Genomic DNA, 16171 nt, shown 5'->3' with positions numbered 1-16171 from the left:
AAGTTATCTTATTATTTTATTTTCTCAGAAAGATTGTAAGTCTGAACCTGGTTATTGAAATCATAGAAGTCAAACATCAGATAAGCTTCTTTGTCTGCTTTTCCTGAAATTTTATATTTCAATAATTGAATTTTGTTATTTAAGACAATCTCGGTATTCACAGGTTTAGCTGCCAAAGCAACCCCAATACCGCTAACTGACAGTCCCGGCGCCGGTAATTTTGTGATAGAATTATCTTTTGATATAACTTTTGCGGGAACAGTAATTATTAAATCTGAATAGTTTCTCCCTTTTTGCAATTTCTCAGAAAACTGAATTTTAGAAAAATCGAAAACCAATTTAACGGGCTGCACTTTCACAAGTACTTTTTCGGGCATTGCCGGATGACTGCATTCATCTGGATTATGCTTTCTGTTTTCCGTAAAATTTATTTCATAATCTCCGGCCTGCTGGAATACATAATCGTTAATTTCATTACCCTGTAAAGAAACATTAATGTTGTTTTGAGAATTTGTAATCTTCCAAGATACATCTGAATCAAAATGTCCAAAATTCATTTTTTCATCAAATGAAATCACTGCATAAAATTGTTTAATTTCACCATTGATTTGGTTTTGAGCCTGAGATTGATGTATAAATAAGATTAAAAATAAAGAACAGACTAACTGTTTTTTAAGGTTGGAACAGATGTATTTCCAATAAATATTTCTGATCATAAGTGAAAATTTAGTTTAAAATAGCTTTATAGAATATGGCTGCGAAACTAAATTATTTGACCACCGAAAATTACCTTAAACCTTTACCAATTACGTAAAAAGAAAAACATCCGCTCTTCTAAAAAGACATAAATATCTAAAAAACAGACATTTACAAAAAGAGTATTATTTACACTTTTCATAGCTAATTCTTAATATCTGTATATAAGTTGCTCGTACAACTGTTATATTATGGATAAACCTCAAGAAAGAATCGTCCTAAAACGCGAGACAAGATGTATAAATATATTTGTACGCGATCTTAATACAATAATATCTAAAATGAGATCAGACAGGTACAAAGAGAAAATGATATTTTAATACAACATTTTTTTAATTTTGCAATAAGATGACGAAGTTTAAAATGATGATATAAAATGTTAATCCTGTTAGATCTTCAAAAGCATGTCAACTACTATTTTCTAACTTAACAATATAATATTGTTAGAATGCAGATAAAATAGTATCATAATGAAAATAATTGCTTATCTTAAAATTTAAAATATCCACCTAGAAATCTATTATACTTTAATTTCCATACTTATTTATATGCACCTAAAATCTTTTCTCCTACTGCTATTAATTGTTGTTTCTTCTTATTCAGGTTTCTCCCAGTCAAAATACGATAGTGTTTTTTCTGAAACAGCACAAGTCCTTCTAAGTTCAAATCCAAAAAAAGCACTAAAAAATACCGATTATCTCTATAAAATCTCAAGTAATAATGCAGAAAGAATTAAAGCCTGCATGCTTAGAGCAACACTTTTACGTCAATACGGTTTACGTAATGAAGCTATTTTATCTTTAAAACGCGCAGACAGTATAGTCACAATTGATAAAAATTATAATCTGCAGGCAAGAATAAATGGCTTTTTGTCAACGCTTTACCGTGAGAATGAAATTTATAGCCTTGGGAAAATTCATTTACAAAAAGCATTGGCTGTGAGTAAAAAAATAGAGGATAAAAATGAGATGTATAAATTTCAGGGAAATTTATCTCAGGAAATAGCCTACTATGAAATGTACGATAAGAAATACGCCAAGGCAATTGAACATCTTAAAAATGGAAATCAGTTATTTGAAAAGGCCAGTTCCAGTATTGACGAAAATTTTCAGTTTGCAGTGAATGACGAACTTATCGCAAAGAATTATCTTTCATTGCAAAAGATTGATTCTGCTATGATATTCTTTCAAAAAGCAATGACAGAACTTAATGCATCGCAGTCTTCTAACAGTCCGCTAAAAGGTTTTCTATATAATGGTCTTGCAAATGTTTATTACTCCAAGGCTGATTATAAAAATGCAATTTCAAATTATCAGAAAGCAGAACAAATTGCTAATGAATCAAATTTCTTCGCTTTAAAACAGGAAGTATACAGCTCTCTTTTGGAATTTTATAAAAAGACCGATAATAAAAAATACATTCTTTATAATGAAAAAAATCTCGAGCTAAATAAAAATGAAGAACATAGCAGAAAAATTATTGCAGATGATTTAATCAAATCGCTCCGCAAAAAGCAAGTCGAAAACAAATCAGAATATCAAAAGACTACTTTAATAATTATAGGTATTTCCATTTTTATCATTATCCTCATCGTTTGCTTTAATTATTACAGAAGACAGCAGGACTATAAAAAATTCAAAAGCTTTATCAATAAAAGCCAGGAAATTCCAGAGGTTCAGATTGAAGAAAAACCAAAAAAGGAAATTGCCAGGGAATATATGTCAGAGGCTACTGAAAATACTATTCTGGAAAGTATAAAAGAATTTGAAAAATCACATTTTTATTTGAATAAAGATTTATCACTAAATTCTGTTGCGGCAGACCTTAATATCAATCATAGGTATTTGTCTTATGTTATAAACAAACATAAATCAAAAGATTTTGCCGGTTACATCAATGAGTTAAGAATTAATTATATAGTTGATCGTTTGAAAAATGACAGCAATTATTTAAAATATAAGATCAGTTATCTTGCAGATCAATCAGGGTTTTCATCACATAGCAGATTTACAATAACCTTTAAAAAAATCACAGGAGTTTCACCTTTAGACTTTATTACCTATTTGCAAAAGGAAAATGCTAAAAAATAAGCATTGTTTAATTCTGAAGATAATTTTTCTGTAGAAGTTAAAAAAGAAAAAGCCTTTAAATACAATATTTAAAGGCTTTCTTAAAATTTAAAACTCTATTATATTTTAAATCCTCCGGAAACTTCTATTCGTTGTGCGTTAATCCATTTGGAATCATCAGAACAAAGGAATGCTACCACACTTCCAATATCATCCGGCAAACCAACTCTTCCCAAAGCTGTTTCTGAAGCTAAGTACGTATTCAAATCTGAAACATCACGAACAGCACCACCTCCAAAATCTGTTTCAATGGCGCCCGGAGCAACGGAATTGACTCTTATTTTTCTGCTTCCCAATTCTAAAGCCTGGTATCTTGATAATGAATCGACTGCTGCTTTCATTGCGCCATAAGCGGAATATCCGGCAAAAGAAAATCTTGCCAAACCAGAAGACGTGTTCACGATACTGCTTCCGTCATTTAATAATGGCAGCAATTTTTGTGTTAAGAAAAAAGGTCCTTTAAAATGGATATTTGTCATTGCATCCAAAGTTTCTTCTGTTGTGGTTTCAAAACTTTCATTGATTCCGATACCTGCGTTGTTTACCAATGCATCCAATTTTGCAGAAGAAAATTGAGTTTCTAAAACATCTTTTACTTCTGTTACAAATTGGTCAAAACCTGCCGTTGTAGAAATATCCAAAGACAAAGCAAACGCTTTTTTTCCTAGAGCTTCAATTTCTTTTACCACTTGGTCTGCAAATTCTTTTTTGGTTTGATAAGTCAGGATGATATCAAATCCTTTTTTCGCTAATTGTAAAGCCGAATCTTTTCCAAGTCCACGGCTTGCTCCTGTAACTAATGCAATTTTATTTTGATTATTTGACATTCTTATTGTTTTTATATTTGTTAGTATTTTAAAAATTAATCATTACAGAGTCCAGCCCATATAATTTTACTTATACCAGCCAAGATCTATTTCTTTATAACTTATGAGATATGTTGTTAATTTAGCCTGCTTCCTCTAAATTCATTTGGTGTGCTGCCTACTTCTTTTTTAAACAGACGTGAAAAATAAGTTGTATTTTCAAAACCAAGTAAGTGCGAAATTTCAGAAATATTCAATTCCCCTTCGGTCAATAAGTTTTTTGCCTCGCCAATTAAAAAAAGATGAATAAGTTCTAAAGCCGTCTTTCCTGTTTCTTGTTTGAGCAAATCGGTTAAATAGCGCGAAGATATATTTAGCTTCTCTGACATAAGGGATACCGTTGGCAATCCAATGTTTTTTGTTTTTCTTTCTTCAAAATTAGCAGCCAGCAGTGCATTAAACTTTGTGACTGTAGAACCGGTTAGTTGTTTACGGTTAATAAACTGTCTTTTATAAAAACGCTGTGCATATTTAAGCATTGAATCCAGATGACTTACAATAATAGCCTTGCTCAGTTCGTCAGTATTATTATGGTATTCTTTTTCAATGCTGAAATACAAATTCCAGATGATATCTTCTTCTGCAGGCGAAAGATGTAATGCTTCATTGACCTCATAATCAAAATAACCATATTTCCTGATTTCGTTGTAAAGCATTGTTCCCGGTAAAAAATCTTCATGAATAATAATCAGAAATCCCTTTTCCTCTAGTTCCACATTTTTAAAAACCACTTTCTGCTGAGGCTTTACAAACGACATTGAACCAAGGTCATGGTCATATTTTGTTTTTCCATACAACATACTGCCGGATTTCAATTTTTTAAATCCGATGATATAAAATTCTGAAGAAAATTCGAGAATATTACTACCGTTGCATGTACCACGTTCACCGTAAGCCACACTAAAAATCGGATTTTCCGGAGGTTTTACACCAAGAGCTTCATGCAGATCGCTAATTTTTTTGAAATGTCTCATTGTACTCAATTTAAAAAAGAATCGGGTTATTTAGATTCGGGTAGGTGTGTTTTACCAATAATAAGCAGTTTTTTGCAGTAGTAACCTTGGCAGATTTTATGAATCCAACTATATTATCCCGACATCATAAAAATGCTTCTGTCCAGAGCTTCCCAAATCTGCGGGATGTGCCTGTTATAAAAATTGTTTTTTGCCATTATTTTATCTTTAATATTATAATGACAAAGTTCTGCTAATCAGTAATAGCTATTGTGATACAAAAGTAGGCAATAATGAAACGTTTTTACGAAATTCTATCCCTGTCGAACTCGGCACTTGTAACAGATATCAACATAATTTCCTTGCTATTTCTTCTGGATTGTTCTTATATTGAGTTACAAAAAAAATCAAAATAGATCTTTCCTGATCAAAAAGGGAAGATCTATTTATAATCGGTTTTTTAAACAGACTTAGGATTTTTTTGAAACAATCCTCTATTATATTCTACTATATCCTGATGAGATGGATATGATGGCAGCGAAGAAAGATCAGCAATAGCTTTATCTCTTAACAAAGGTGCTTCTTCTTTTACAGCATTAGAAAGTGCCTGTTTTAATTCTTCTGCAGTAAGTTCCGTGCAGTAAGCGGGTGTTCCTGGCTGATGTCTCCAGGATTCAGAAAGATTACCAGAGTCAACTGCATCAAAACCGGCATCATTAATTAATCCTTCAATTATTTTTTTTGCTTTTAAATCATCACCTGCAACAGCCATCGCTATTCTGTCTTTAGCACCAGGTTCTTTTCCTCCGTTTGCTAATGTTTCTGCCAATAAATTGTTGAAAGCTTTTATTACTGGTCTTCCCAGTTGCTCAGACACCCAGACACTTTCTACTTTTCTGTTTTTGATCTCTTCAATATCGGCATCACGAAAAGGATAATAATTTGATGTATCAACCACAATTACATTTTCGGGAACGTTTGCTAATAAATCTTTAGGCAAAGTTGGAATTGCTACAGTCGGCACTGATAAAATGATGACATCTACGTCTTCTATAACATCTTTAATCGTTGCAGCTACAACACCTAATTCTCCTGCAAGAGCCTTTAATTTATCAGTATCTCCTGAATTAGTAACTTTCACGTTGTGCCCCGCTGCTGCCATTTTTTTTGCGATTGTACCGCCTATTGCGCCTGTACCTATTATTCCTATTTTCATTTTATGTAAATTTTATTTTGTTATATCTGCAAATTCATAATTTGCAAATTTTGAAGAGATTATGTTGCAAAATTAAATCAAAATTACTTTCCTTTGTATAGTCCTTTCCCAAAGGAAAGCGAAATAAATAATTGTATGATGTCAAAAAAGAAACCTTATTGTGAATGCCTAAATACCGTCAAGCCAGTGCGTGACACATTGGAAGTAATAAATGGAAAGTGGAAATTATCCATCATTATTTCTGTAGGTGTAGGTAATAGCCGATTTACAGAAATTCAAGAGAGCATTCCTGGTTTGACACCAAAAGTGCTTTCTAAAGAACTTAAGGAACTTGAGCAACACCAACTGATTAAAAGAGTTATAACAAACGATTATCCTGTCAAAATATCCTATTCTCTGCAGCCCTATGCGGATACGCTAACACCGATTATCTATGCTATGAAAGATTGGGGATTAAACCACAAGAAGAAAATTTTTCAGGAAGTTAATCCTATAAAAGTTTAAATATGCAGATACTATCATTTACGTTATCATTCTACATTTACTACTCTAATAAGCTGAATTATATTAGTGAGCAGTTTTGGGGAATTTCAGGCAGCGTCATATTTATAAATAAAATATCCAAAAGAACCTAATATTGTAATTCTGAAACATTCTTTTATATTTACGTAACAAAATGATGAAAACTTATAGCTAGTTTCGTCAGAAATCTAAACCACCAATACTGATGTACGACAACCTAATGCTTTTGAAAAACATTGTGGACAATACCCCTTTGCCAATAGCTGTTTACACAGGAAATGAACTTAAAATAGAATTGGCTAATCCAGCCATGATTAAGGCATGGGGAAAAGGGACTGAGGTAATTGGCAAAAAATATATTGAGGTCGTTCCCGAAATCGAAAACCAGCAGATTTTTGACCAGGCATTAAGGGTGTTTCAAACGGGAATTCCGTTTCATGCCAAAAACAAAAAAGTAGAGCTGGTAATCGACGACGTATTAAAAACATTTTATTTCAACTATAGTTTTATTCCTCTTTTTGATAATGAGAAAAAAATCTATGGCATAATGAATACAGGGGCAGATGTTTCTGATCTTTATGAAGCACATAAACAAATTCAAAGTTCAGATGAGCGGCTCAGAATGGCTATTGAATCTTCGGGAATGGGAACTTACGAAATAGACCTTTCTACAAAAAAGATCAATACTAATGGAAATTTCAATACAATATGGTCTATTGACAAGGAAATTCCAAATGAGCAGCTCATAGCAAAACTGCATCCAGAAGATCAGCTTCTTCGCGAAAAAGCACACCAGGAGGCACATATCACCGGAAAAATAAATTACGAAGCAAGAATTATAAATCAGGATCAGACCGTTAAGTGGATAAAGGTTAACGGTAAATTAATTAATGATCAGAACGGTATTCCAATTACTATTATTGGAATTGTTCAGGATATTGACCAGCAAAGACAATTTGAGCAGGAGTTAAAAAAACAAGTGGATGAAAGCACTCAGGAACTTAGAAGATCCAATGAAGATCTTATGCATTTTGCTAATATTGTAAGCCATGACCTTAAAGAACCTGTTCGAAAAATCAAAACTTTCATCAGTCTTTTAAGGAATAACTCCAGTGCCTATTTTAATGATATATCAAACAAGTATCTTACTAAGGTAGATCAGTCTGCTCAAAGAATGCAGACAATAATAGAAGGAATACTCGCGTATTCTACTCTGGATAAAAAAACTCAGCCTATAGAAAGCATAAATCTTGATGAAGTGATTGAAAACATAAAAGTTGATCTTGAGCTCATCATAAAAGAAAAAGGCGCCATACTTATCAAAAGCGAGCTTCCTGAGATAGAAGGGGCTACAATTTTAATTCAACAGCTGTTCTATAATTTGATACACAATGCCTTAAAATTTTCAAAAGCAGACCAACCGCCCAGAGTTACCATATCATCTCTTATTATAAACAAAGACCAAAGGGAGTTTATTCAAATAAACATTAAAGACAATGGAATTGGGCTTGATTCAAGTCATTACGAAAGAATATTTAATGCTTTTGAAAGACTGCATTCTAAAGATGAATATGAAGGAAACGGTCTTGGGCTGTCACTTTGCAAAAAAATTGTACTAAGACATGGCGGTACTATTACGGCTACAGGCGAAAAAGATAATGGGGCTGAATTTATAGTAACTCTGCCTTTAAAACAAACAACAAATACTATCTAGTATTTTTCAGCAATCATATCAAACAAGATATTATTGATATATTCTTCATTAGTTTTAACAGCAGTTATTTTATTAGCTATTATTTCACCTCAACAATCATTTCTACCTCTATTGCCATATTCTGTGGAAGTGTAAATACACCTACTGAAGTACGAGCATGTTTTCCCTGCTCGCCAAAAACTTCAATTAATAAATCTGAAAAACCATTCATAACTTTAGATTGCTCCGTAAAAGAATCAGCAGTATGTACATAACCATTTACTTTGATTATCCTTTTTATTTTGTCCAGACTTCCAAAAGTCTGCTTAAGTATCGCCAGCTGATTTATAGCTGTTAGCCTGGCGGCCTGATAACCTTCATTCGCAGTTAAGTCCTGCCCTACTTTGCCGATAATATATTTACCATCTGCTTTAAGGGGCCCTCTTCCCGAAAGGAAAACAAGATTTCCAACTCTTACCATATCCTGATAACTTCCTAACGATTCTGGTATTTGTGGCAACTCAACTCCCAACTGCTTTATTTTTTGCTCCGGAGTTTGTGCAAACAAATTAAAACTCAATAGTACTAATACAAAGGCTGCTATATTTTTCATTGTTTCTTTTTATTTGTTTTAAAAAAGAAAGCCATCTTTAAAAGATAGCTTTCCTGATTTTGTTTTTATTTATTTTATGAATTTGATCAATTCGGCATTGAATTTTGGAAGCTCTTCAATAAACAAGGCATGACCGCTTTTTTCGAATGGAACCAAAGTTGAATTGGCAATTGATTTGTGCATTTGCTCTGCTAATTCATAAGAACAGATTTTGTCTTGTGTTCCGTGAAGGATAAGAGTTGGTATTTTGATTTTTTTCAAATCTTCTCTTAAATCAGTATCACGAAGTGCTTTCATAGATTCTGCCATTGCATATGGAGAAGCCTGTGCCTGAATAGTTCCAAGCCATGCACCTTGTCCTGCAGATACGCTTGTTTCATTGGCCGGGAAAATTTTTCCGAAATTCTCAAACAATTGTGGTCTGTTAGTATTATTAAGGGCAATAAGTCCGTTTACATCTTCTTTTGTCCAGAAACCATAGTTAAAGTCGGCTCTTTTAGTCCATAACGGAGCTGCTGCACCAAACAAAGCCAGTTTTGAAACATGGGCTGCATTGTATTTGGCTACGTAATGAATCACTGTTGCGCCTCCCATAGAGAATCCGCCGATGGTTGCTCCTTCAATTTTAAGTTTATCTAAAATCACTTTAATATCATCTGCATAAACATCATAGTTATACGCTCCGCCCGGTTTGTCTGATAATCCAAAACCTCTTAAAGTAATTCCGATAACACGGTATCCTTTCTGGATAAGTTCTGCATATTGGTACTCGTACATGGCATCACTCAATGGCCATCCGTGAATTAGTACTACGGGTTTTCCTTCTCCTAAATCCGTAACATGCAATTTTACATTTTTCTCTACTTCAATATACTCTTCTCTTCCAAGGCTTGCCGGTTTTCTTTGGCTTTGAGAGAATGCAGTTGTTACTGCTAATAAAAAAATGGCGAAGCTTGTTGTTACGATTGTTCTTAAATTGGTTTTCATTTCTTTTGTGTTTTAATTGTTATTTTAAAATTTTGATTTTTTATTCTGTCATTTCTTATTGACAGGACAAAATTGCGGTTTTCTTAATTATAAATCAAATTAATAATTTTTAGCATTTATAAATTTTATTTATAATTTATTTTTTCATTACCAGAACTGGTTTTCCTTTTTCTACTATGTATGTTGCCAGTTCCGAAGCTTTTGCGTGGCTGTTATTTCTTGCAGAGTGAACTACGCCTGCCGGAATAAAAAGTACTTCTCCAGCCTTTAAAATAACAGGAGACTGACCTTCAACTTCATACTCTAATACGCCATCAAGGACATAAATAACTTCCTCACCCGGGTGAGAGTGCTTTCCAAAAGCGGTATGAGCTTCAAAATCAATACGCGCCTGAACTGTTTCGTATCCGGGAACACTAAGATCATAACGTTGTAAATCGGTACGTTTTATTCCTGATTGCTGGGCAGAAGCAGTACTTGTAATAATCAATGCTAAAAAGCTAAGGGCAGAAACTGCGGTTGATGCAAAATTTAAAGTTTTCATGTTTTTAGTTTTATTTAATTTGTTGTTTTATTAATTTCCTTGTCAAAAGTACCAAGGCATTACCTGCATTGAAATGACAACATAGCCCGAATGGACAAACGGAGTAATGAAGTGGACAAAAGTGGAGTTATGAGTATTATGGATTATAAAATCCTGCAAGACTAGCTGTGATAAGATTCACCTTCTTTCCATATACCAGTTATAGATAGAGAATCTGAAATATTTTTGGTAGGATCACCTTTAACTAATAGTAAATCGGCTCTCATTCCTTCAGCAATTAATCCTCTGTCTGATAAATTAAATCTTTTGGAAGTGACTGATGTTGCAGATCTTAGTGCCTCAATTGGGTTTAATCCCGCTTCTACCAGCAGCTGCATTTCATGATGAACGCTCACACCATGTGCAAGACCTCCTAAATGGGGCATCGGTACTGATACATCTGTTCCAACAAGTATATCTACACCTGCATCGCGTAGATCTTTCACATTATTAAAGTTATCTTCCATGTTGCCTTCCGGAAAAGTATTGAAACAAGAACACATTGTCATTTTCCAGTCTTCATTCAATTTATTTTCAACTCTTTCATCATGGGCAACATGACAGGCTGAATTCCCTATAATCGATGAATTCAATACCAGACAGGGTGTTACGAAAATTCCTTTACTAGCGATGGATTCGATAAGATCTTGTGTCCAATCCGGTCTGTCAATAAATAAATGCGCCAGGCCATCTACACCAATTTCGACAGCTGTTTTCGCTGCTTCGGCTGTTAAAACATGCGCTATTGCAATTTTACCTAATTTATGAGCTTCGTCTACTGCCGCTTTTAATACGTGAGTTTCAATAACAGGCAAACCCGGTGCATTCATTACGGTTCCTTCCTCAATCATTATTTTGAAATAATCTGCACCATTATTTACCTGACGATTCACAAAATCTATCGCTCCTTCAAGTGAAGTAACATCGGGACCTAATTCCTCTTCTTCTTTCTGAGCCTGGTGGGCAGCTATAAATATGGCTTTTTCTTCTTCGCTCATTTTCTCCATTTCTTTTAACACAAACTCAGGAATTCCATTCCCTTTAGGAATCAGCTCGTCAGGATGACCGCCGGGAGCTGTCAGACCCATTCCCGCAGAACGAACATCAGCAGCACCGGTAATTCCTTTTAATTGCGTATCACGTCCTTTTTTGGTAAAACCTCCCATCATTTCTAACTCGGTTGTTATACCAAATTTTAATGCATCTTTTAAAAATTCAACTGATGTATGAACATGGGCATCTATTAAACCTGGCAGAAGAGTACATCCTGTTCCATCGATCACCTCATCTATATCCTGTGGCAACTCATCAGAAACGGAAACAATTACACCGTCTATAAAAACAACGTTTTTTTTACCAATCACATTTTTACCATCAAATACATTCGCATTTAGGATGGCCTTACTTTTAGTATTAGTCATTTTGTAGTTTTTTAAATTATTTTTTGCCAAAATTATCTAATCAATAAGGGTTAAAATAGCTACATTTGACACAATAACAGCTCTAAAAGGTCAAAATAAATGGAATTAAATGTTAGGAAGGAATTCGGTTTTTTAGCAGGTTTTGCTGATTTATTAGGTACCGAAGTAAAAAATGGAATATTAGTAATACCAGAAACTAAAGGCAAAGGATATTTAATGGGATTTAGATTAGACAATTCAATAAATATGCTTGTAAGTTTTTATGAGTTTAATGACAATCTGCTTGCCAAGAGATTTGGAGGTCAAAATACATTAAATAGAATTCTATTTTCTTTTAATAATATTTTTCCGGATGTTCATTCAAAAAACAAATATTCAAGAGAAGATTTGCCTTCGATTCAAATTTTTAAAGGAAAACTAAATATTGAAACATTTTATCCGGGCAGAACCAAATTCAATTCTATTTTTATTGGAATTGATTCAGATAAATTAGCCAAAACTTTAGGATTACATATTGATAATGAAATTTTTAAAAATATTATTGATAGCGAACAATCCATTCTTTTTGAAGAGTTAATTTCTCCAAAAATTCAACAAGTAGCTTTGGAAATTATTCAACCTGAAATTCGGGATTCTTTGAGTGATTTTTTCTTTAAAATCAAAGCCGAGGAATTAATATATCTCACTTTAAAAGAACTTTTTAAAAGAGAAAATCCTACCATGCACGCCCTGAACCAAATCGATGTTCAAAAAATTTATAAAGTGAGGGATCTAATTTTAACCGATATTAATGAACCTCCGGTTATTAAAGATCTTGCTTCTCAAATAGGAATGAGCGAATCAAAGTTTAAAAGATTATTTAAACAAATATTTGGCGACAGTTTTTTTAGTTATTACCAAAAATTTAGAATGAAAGAAGCTGCCCGATTACTAAAAGAAAATGAAATGTCTGTTTCACAAGTTGGTTTTAGTCTGGGATTTTCTAACTTAAGTCATTTTGCTAAAGTTTTTGAAGAGCATATTGGAATGAAGCCCAAATCTTTTCAAAAAAAGAAATGGATTCAGGATTAAAATTGACACTTAATTTCTATTTGATTTAAAACAAATTTCAAGCAAAATTAAAATCAATCTCTCTTATTTTATTACCACAAAAATAAAGAAAAGTAATCCAGATACAAAAGGTAAATAAGATTCTATTTACAGTGATTTGATCGTTATAGTTTTGTTTTTATTATTAAAAACAAAAAATATGTCACTTAAATATTCACTCCTTTTGCTTGCCGTGATTACAAGCCCGGTTTTATTTTCACAAACAGTTTATCCAAAAATTACTGGTTATTTTGGGATAATGCACCCGGTGTTTACTTTTAGTGAACATGAAACTAATGTCAATTTTAGAGATTATTATGCTGTTGGTTTTCCGACCGGAATTAATATCTGGAAAAGTGAAAAAATCGGATTCTCTTTTGAAATAGTTCCCAACATAAAAGACGATCAGGGAACAGACAAAGTAACTAACTTATTATTTCATCCAGGTGTTCTTGTGGCTTTGGGCAATGGCTATACTTTTGCAGGAAGAGCTGCTTTTGAAACCAGCGGCAGGTATGGTGTTACTCCCGTATTTAATAAAACCATCATAAAAAATAAAACCTGCAGTTACTATGCGGCCGTACCATTACCGGTTCGCTTTGGCAACGATCATCCGGCTTCTTTTACAATAGGTTTTCAATTTGGGATTGCTTTTTAAATACTAGTATCATGAGCGAAAATCGCTGCCGTCATTGGAGCTTTAGCAAGATCTGTAATTATCGTTGCAAAAAAGGAAAATTATTGATATTCAAACCATTATAAATAACTATTGTAACCATTTTTGCTTTACTTTATATAAAAAAAAATCAAGAACCTTATATTATCCTTATTGCTGCTGTTTTAGGGATAATCATTAAATAGCCATGTTTAAAAAGTAACATAATATTTTTAGGTACGCTTTTTGTTTAACCATCATTATAATAATTTAAAAAAAACAAAATTATGAAATCATTAAAATATTTATTCATAGGTTTTTTCCTTTTGACTATTCATTTTTCAAATGCTCAAGTGAATGTTAATGTGAATATTGGTACACCGCCGGCATGGGGTCCAGTTGGTTATAGTGAGGCACGTTATTATTATTTGCCGGATCTTGAAACTTATTATGATGTGAACACTTCAAATTATATTTACATTAGTAACGGAAAATGGTTAAGAGCCAGAACATTGCCTTCTGTTTATAGAAACTATGATCTTTACAACGAATATAAAGTAGTATTAACAGACTACAGAGGAAACACCCCGTATGACAATTTTAAAACGCATAAAGTAAAATACGGAAAAGGTTATAAAGGGAAACCTCAAAAAACGATTGGACAAAAACCGGGAAAAGGAAATAATAAACAAGGAAAAGACAAAGGAAATAATGGAAATGGCAACGGCCATGGAAATGGTAAAGGAAACGGAAAACACTAAAATTAAGAGGCTATTAAAAGCCTCTTTTTTTATTTAGTAAATAGTCTCATCTTTATTTTTGAGCTCTAGTAATTAAATATCTCATCATAAGTTCAAATACTTCTTTTTTAATAATATGTATTGATCACCAATGAAATAAGAAATTGTTGAACACTTCTAAATTACCATTTACTAAACAAAACCCGCTAAATTAGCGGGTTTTGTTTTAATATTCTGTTTTCCAGATCAATAGGAAACCAAACAGTAGAAAACTCATAATCTTTCAGTTCTTCCCTTGTAATAGGTTCTTCTTCTTTTGTACTAAAATCCCTCAATCTAAAATCCCCATCCATTCCAAATGCCATTTTTAAATTTTCATAATTTGAATCTTTAAACTTATCATAATTTTCCGTTTGCCCTATTATTCTCCATCTTTTTTTTATAATACCATCCCAAAATATTTGTACTGGTGAAATCATGATACCTGAGGCAATTATTTCATTTATATCTGTATTGGCAGAACTAATTTTATTAAATATTTCTACCAATACAGAAGAACTTGTTTCTATTACTCTACCAAATGCAAACTGTTTACCTAAATCTTCATCTGTTAATTTAGTTTTAAGCTTCCAGTCATCTTTTACCATAAACAATGGAATACAAAATATTTCACCGGGAATAACAATAATTTTTTTCATCTTTTTAATTACATTTTATTTTTGTTTTTTGGTGCGCGTCGACAGCATCAAAATATTTTTGTTAGTTTGCATTATTAAGTCCACAGGATTTTGAGCATTAGACTAAACTTCTCCCTGACAATCTTCAGTTTTGAATTTTAAAATCGTCAAAATTACCTCCACATCTTTCTGGAAATTCAATTAAACATTTCGACCTCTCCTAGCACCAGTTATTTCTATTATCTCTTCAATTGTATGTGAATAATGCTTTCTATTAGGATAAAAATTTATTTCTTTTAAGCTTTTTAACTCTAACAAGGGAGTCATATCTCCATCTTTACAATTCCAGAAATTTATTTTTTCTAAGCTGATCATGGAAGAAATAAACTTTATAGAATTTAGATCGTCAATAAATAACTCTTTTATAGAAGTATTCCCTAAAAAAGAAAAATCTGTTAAGAATTTACATTTTTCTATACTTAATTCTTTTAGAAATGTCAGTTGCTTTAATGTCTGAATGTCTTTCAAGTAAGTATTCCTTACTAAAGACAGTTCCTCAATAGGTAGTTTCTCAATGCCCTCTATTGATTGTATTTTAGAACTATAAATATGTAAGATCCTTAAGTTTACTAATTCTGAGAACCTTTGAAGATTAGAATCTGGAATTTTTAAAAGCACCATACTCTTCAAAGAAAATGCCTTATCTATATTATGCAATCCCTTCCAATATTCACCTCCTAAGTGGACAATATTCGGAAATTTAGAAATATCTATTGTAAATTTCTGCTTTTGTTGGAAAGATATTTTCTCAATATTTTCTAGGGAATAAATAGATTCTAAATGCACGACATTTTCTATAGTACCTGCAAAAGAAATTACTTTTAAAATTTTAGAAATTTTTTCAAATTCTTTAAAATTAACTTCGAAACCTGGATTCTCGCTTCCGCTTCCGAGTATCCCTCTTAGCTGGATTTGAGAAATACCAATTTGACCAGCATACTCTATTCCTTCCTGAAAATAATTAGCATGAATAGTTAAATACTTTCCATTCGAATTTTCTCTTATTGTTTTATCTAATGACATTTTATTCCTTCTCCTTTATTAAAATTAACTTCAAATCATCTGCTTTTTTGACTATATCATCATACAAACTTTTATTATTTATTTTGCATCTGCAAAAAGTTTTTCTCACTATTATTTTGCTCATTCGGCGCAATGCAGACATTCTTCCAAAAAAATACAGGACTTTTTCTCCTATTTTGTCGCATAAA

Annotated in this window: 16 protein-coding genes; 6 read left to right on the top strand and 10 right to left on the bottom strand. The window is 32.5% G+C overall.

Features of this window, described 5'->3' with window-relative positions:
• Positions 1 to 11 precede the first annotated feature (11 nt).
• Complete coding sequence (locus tag BUE22_RS00335) at positions 12 to 716, bottom strand: hypothetical protein (RefSeq protein ID WP_073392826.1); 705 nt, start codon at positions 714 to 716, stop codon at positions 12 to 14.
• A 588-nt stretch (positions 717 to 1304) separates the two neighbouring features.
• Between BUE22_RS00335 and BUE22_RS00330 the strand changes: the two genes are divergently transcribed.
• Positions 1305 to 2846: a helix-turn-helix domain-containing protein gene (locus BUE22_RS00330; protein WP_073392824.1), complete on the top strand. Its 1542-nt coding sequence runs from the start codon at positions 1305 to 1307 to the stop codon at positions 2844 to 2846.
• A gap of 98 nt (positions 2847 to 2944) precedes the next feature.
• On the opposite strand, the gene BUE22_RS00325 is transcribed toward BUE22_RS00330, so the two are convergent.
• From BUE22_RS00325 to BUE22_RS00315, 3 genes are all read right to left on the bottom strand, one after another.
• The gene (locus BUE22_RS00325) at positions 2945 to 3712 is read right to left on the bottom strand and encodes an SDR family NAD(P)-dependent oxidoreductase (RefSeq protein ID WP_073392822.1); all 768 of its coding nucleotides are present in this window, start codon (positions 3710 to 3712) and stop codon (positions 2945 to 2947) included.
• 116 nt (positions 3713 to 3828) lie between these two features.
• A complete protein-coding gene (locus tag BUE22_RS00320) occupies positions 3829 to 4725 on the bottom strand; it encodes a helix-turn-helix domain-containing protein (RefSeq protein ID WP_073392819.1) in 897 nt (298 codons plus the stop codon).
• 439 nt (positions 4726 to 5164) lie between these two features.
• Positions 5165 to 5920 carry an NADPH-dependent F420 reductase gene (locus BUE22_RS00315; RefSeq protein WP_073392816.1) on the bottom strand — a complete coding sequence of 252 codons (756 nt, stop codon included), beginning with the start codon at positions 5918 to 5920 and terminating at the stop codon, positions 5165 to 5167.
• A gap of 135 nt (positions 5921 to 6055) precedes the next feature.
• Here BUE22_RS00315 and BUE22_RS00310 point away from each other — a divergent pair, with 135 nt between their 5' ends.
• Complete coding sequence (locus BUE22_RS00310) at positions 6056 to 6424, top strand: winged helix-turn-helix transcriptional regulator (protein WP_243396814.1); 369 nt, start codon at positions 6056 to 6058, stop codon at positions 6422 to 6424.
• A 223-nt stretch (positions 6425 to 6647) separates the two neighbouring features.
• Positions 6648 to 8156, top strand: a complete 1509-nt coding sequence (locus tag BUE22_RS00305; RefSeq protein WP_073392811.1) for a PAS domain-containing sensor histidine kinase — start codon at positions 6648 to 6650, stop codon at positions 8154 to 8156.
• A gap of 79 nt (positions 8157 to 8235) precedes the next feature.
• On the opposite strand, the gene BUE22_RS00300 is transcribed toward BUE22_RS00305, so the two are convergent.
• From BUE22_RS00300 to BUE22_RS00285, 4 genes are all read right to left on the bottom strand, one after another.
• Positions 8236 to 8748, bottom strand: a complete 513-nt coding sequence (locus tag BUE22_RS00300; protein WP_073392809.1) for a RidA family protein — start codon at positions 8746 to 8748, stop codon at positions 8236 to 8238.
• Positions 8749 to 8817: 69 nt separating this feature from the next.
• Positions 8818 to 9735, bottom strand: a complete 918-nt coding sequence (locus BUE22_RS00295; protein WP_084540182.1) for an alpha/beta fold hydrolase — start codon at positions 9733 to 9735, stop codon at positions 8818 to 8820.
• Between the two features lie 136 nt (positions 9736 to 9871).
• On the bottom strand, positions 9872 to 10279 hold the full coding sequence (locus tag BUE22_RS00290) for a cupin domain-containing protein (protein ID WP_073392807.1): 408 nt from the start codon (positions 10277 to 10279) through the stop codon (positions 9872 to 9874).
• A gap of 161 nt (positions 10280 to 10440) precedes the next feature.
• Positions 10441 to 11739, bottom strand: a complete 1299-nt coding sequence (locus BUE22_RS00285; RefSeq protein ID WP_073394236.1) for an amidohydrolase family protein — start codon at positions 11737 to 11739, stop codon at positions 10441 to 10443.
• A gap of 99 nt (positions 11740 to 11838) precedes the next feature.
• On the opposite strand from BUE22_RS00285, the gene BUE22_RS00280 reads away from it, so the two are divergent.
• From BUE22_RS00280 to BUE22_RS00270, 3 genes are all read left to right on the top strand, one after another.
• Entirely contained in the window at positions 11839 to 12810 is a 972-nt protein-coding gene (locus BUE22_RS00280; RefSeq protein ID WP_073392804.1) for a helix-turn-helix transcriptional regulator, read from the top strand.
• A gap of 178 nt (positions 12811 to 12988) precedes the next feature.
• Complete coding sequence (locus BUE22_RS00275) at positions 12989 to 13486, top strand: hypothetical protein (protein ID WP_073392801.1); 498 nt, start codon at positions 12989 to 12991, stop codon at positions 13484 to 13486.
• Between the two features lie 284 nt (positions 13487 to 13770).
• On the top strand, positions 13771 to 14244 hold the full coding sequence (locus BUE22_RS00270) for a hypothetical protein (RefSeq protein ID WP_073392800.1): 474 nt from the start codon (positions 13771 to 13773) through the stop codon (positions 14242 to 14244).
• Positions 14245 to 14429: 185 nt separating this feature from the next.
• Here the strand turns inward: BUE22_RS00270 and BUE22_RS00265 are convergent, their stop codons facing one another.
• Entirely contained in the window at positions 14430 to 14921 is a 492-nt protein-coding gene (locus BUE22_RS00265) for an Imm26 family immunity protein (RefSeq protein ID WP_073392797.1), read from the bottom strand.
• Between the two features lie 180 nt (positions 14922 to 15101).
• Positions 15102 to 15983, bottom strand: a complete 882-nt coding sequence (locus tag BUE22_RS00260) for a leucine-rich repeat domain-containing protein (RefSeq protein ID WP_073392795.1) — start codon at positions 15981 to 15983, stop codon at positions 15102 to 15104.
• Between the last annotated feature and the right edge of the window lie 188 nt (positions 15984 to 16171).

It is taken from the genome of Flavobacterium pectinovorum, from assembly GCF_900142715.1.
Taxonomy (GTDB): Bacteria; Bacteroidota; Bacteroidia; order Flavobacteriales; family Flavobacteriaceae; genus Flavobacterium; species Flavobacterium pectinovorum.
This window is presented reverse-complemented; position numbering and strand designations above follow the sequence as displayed.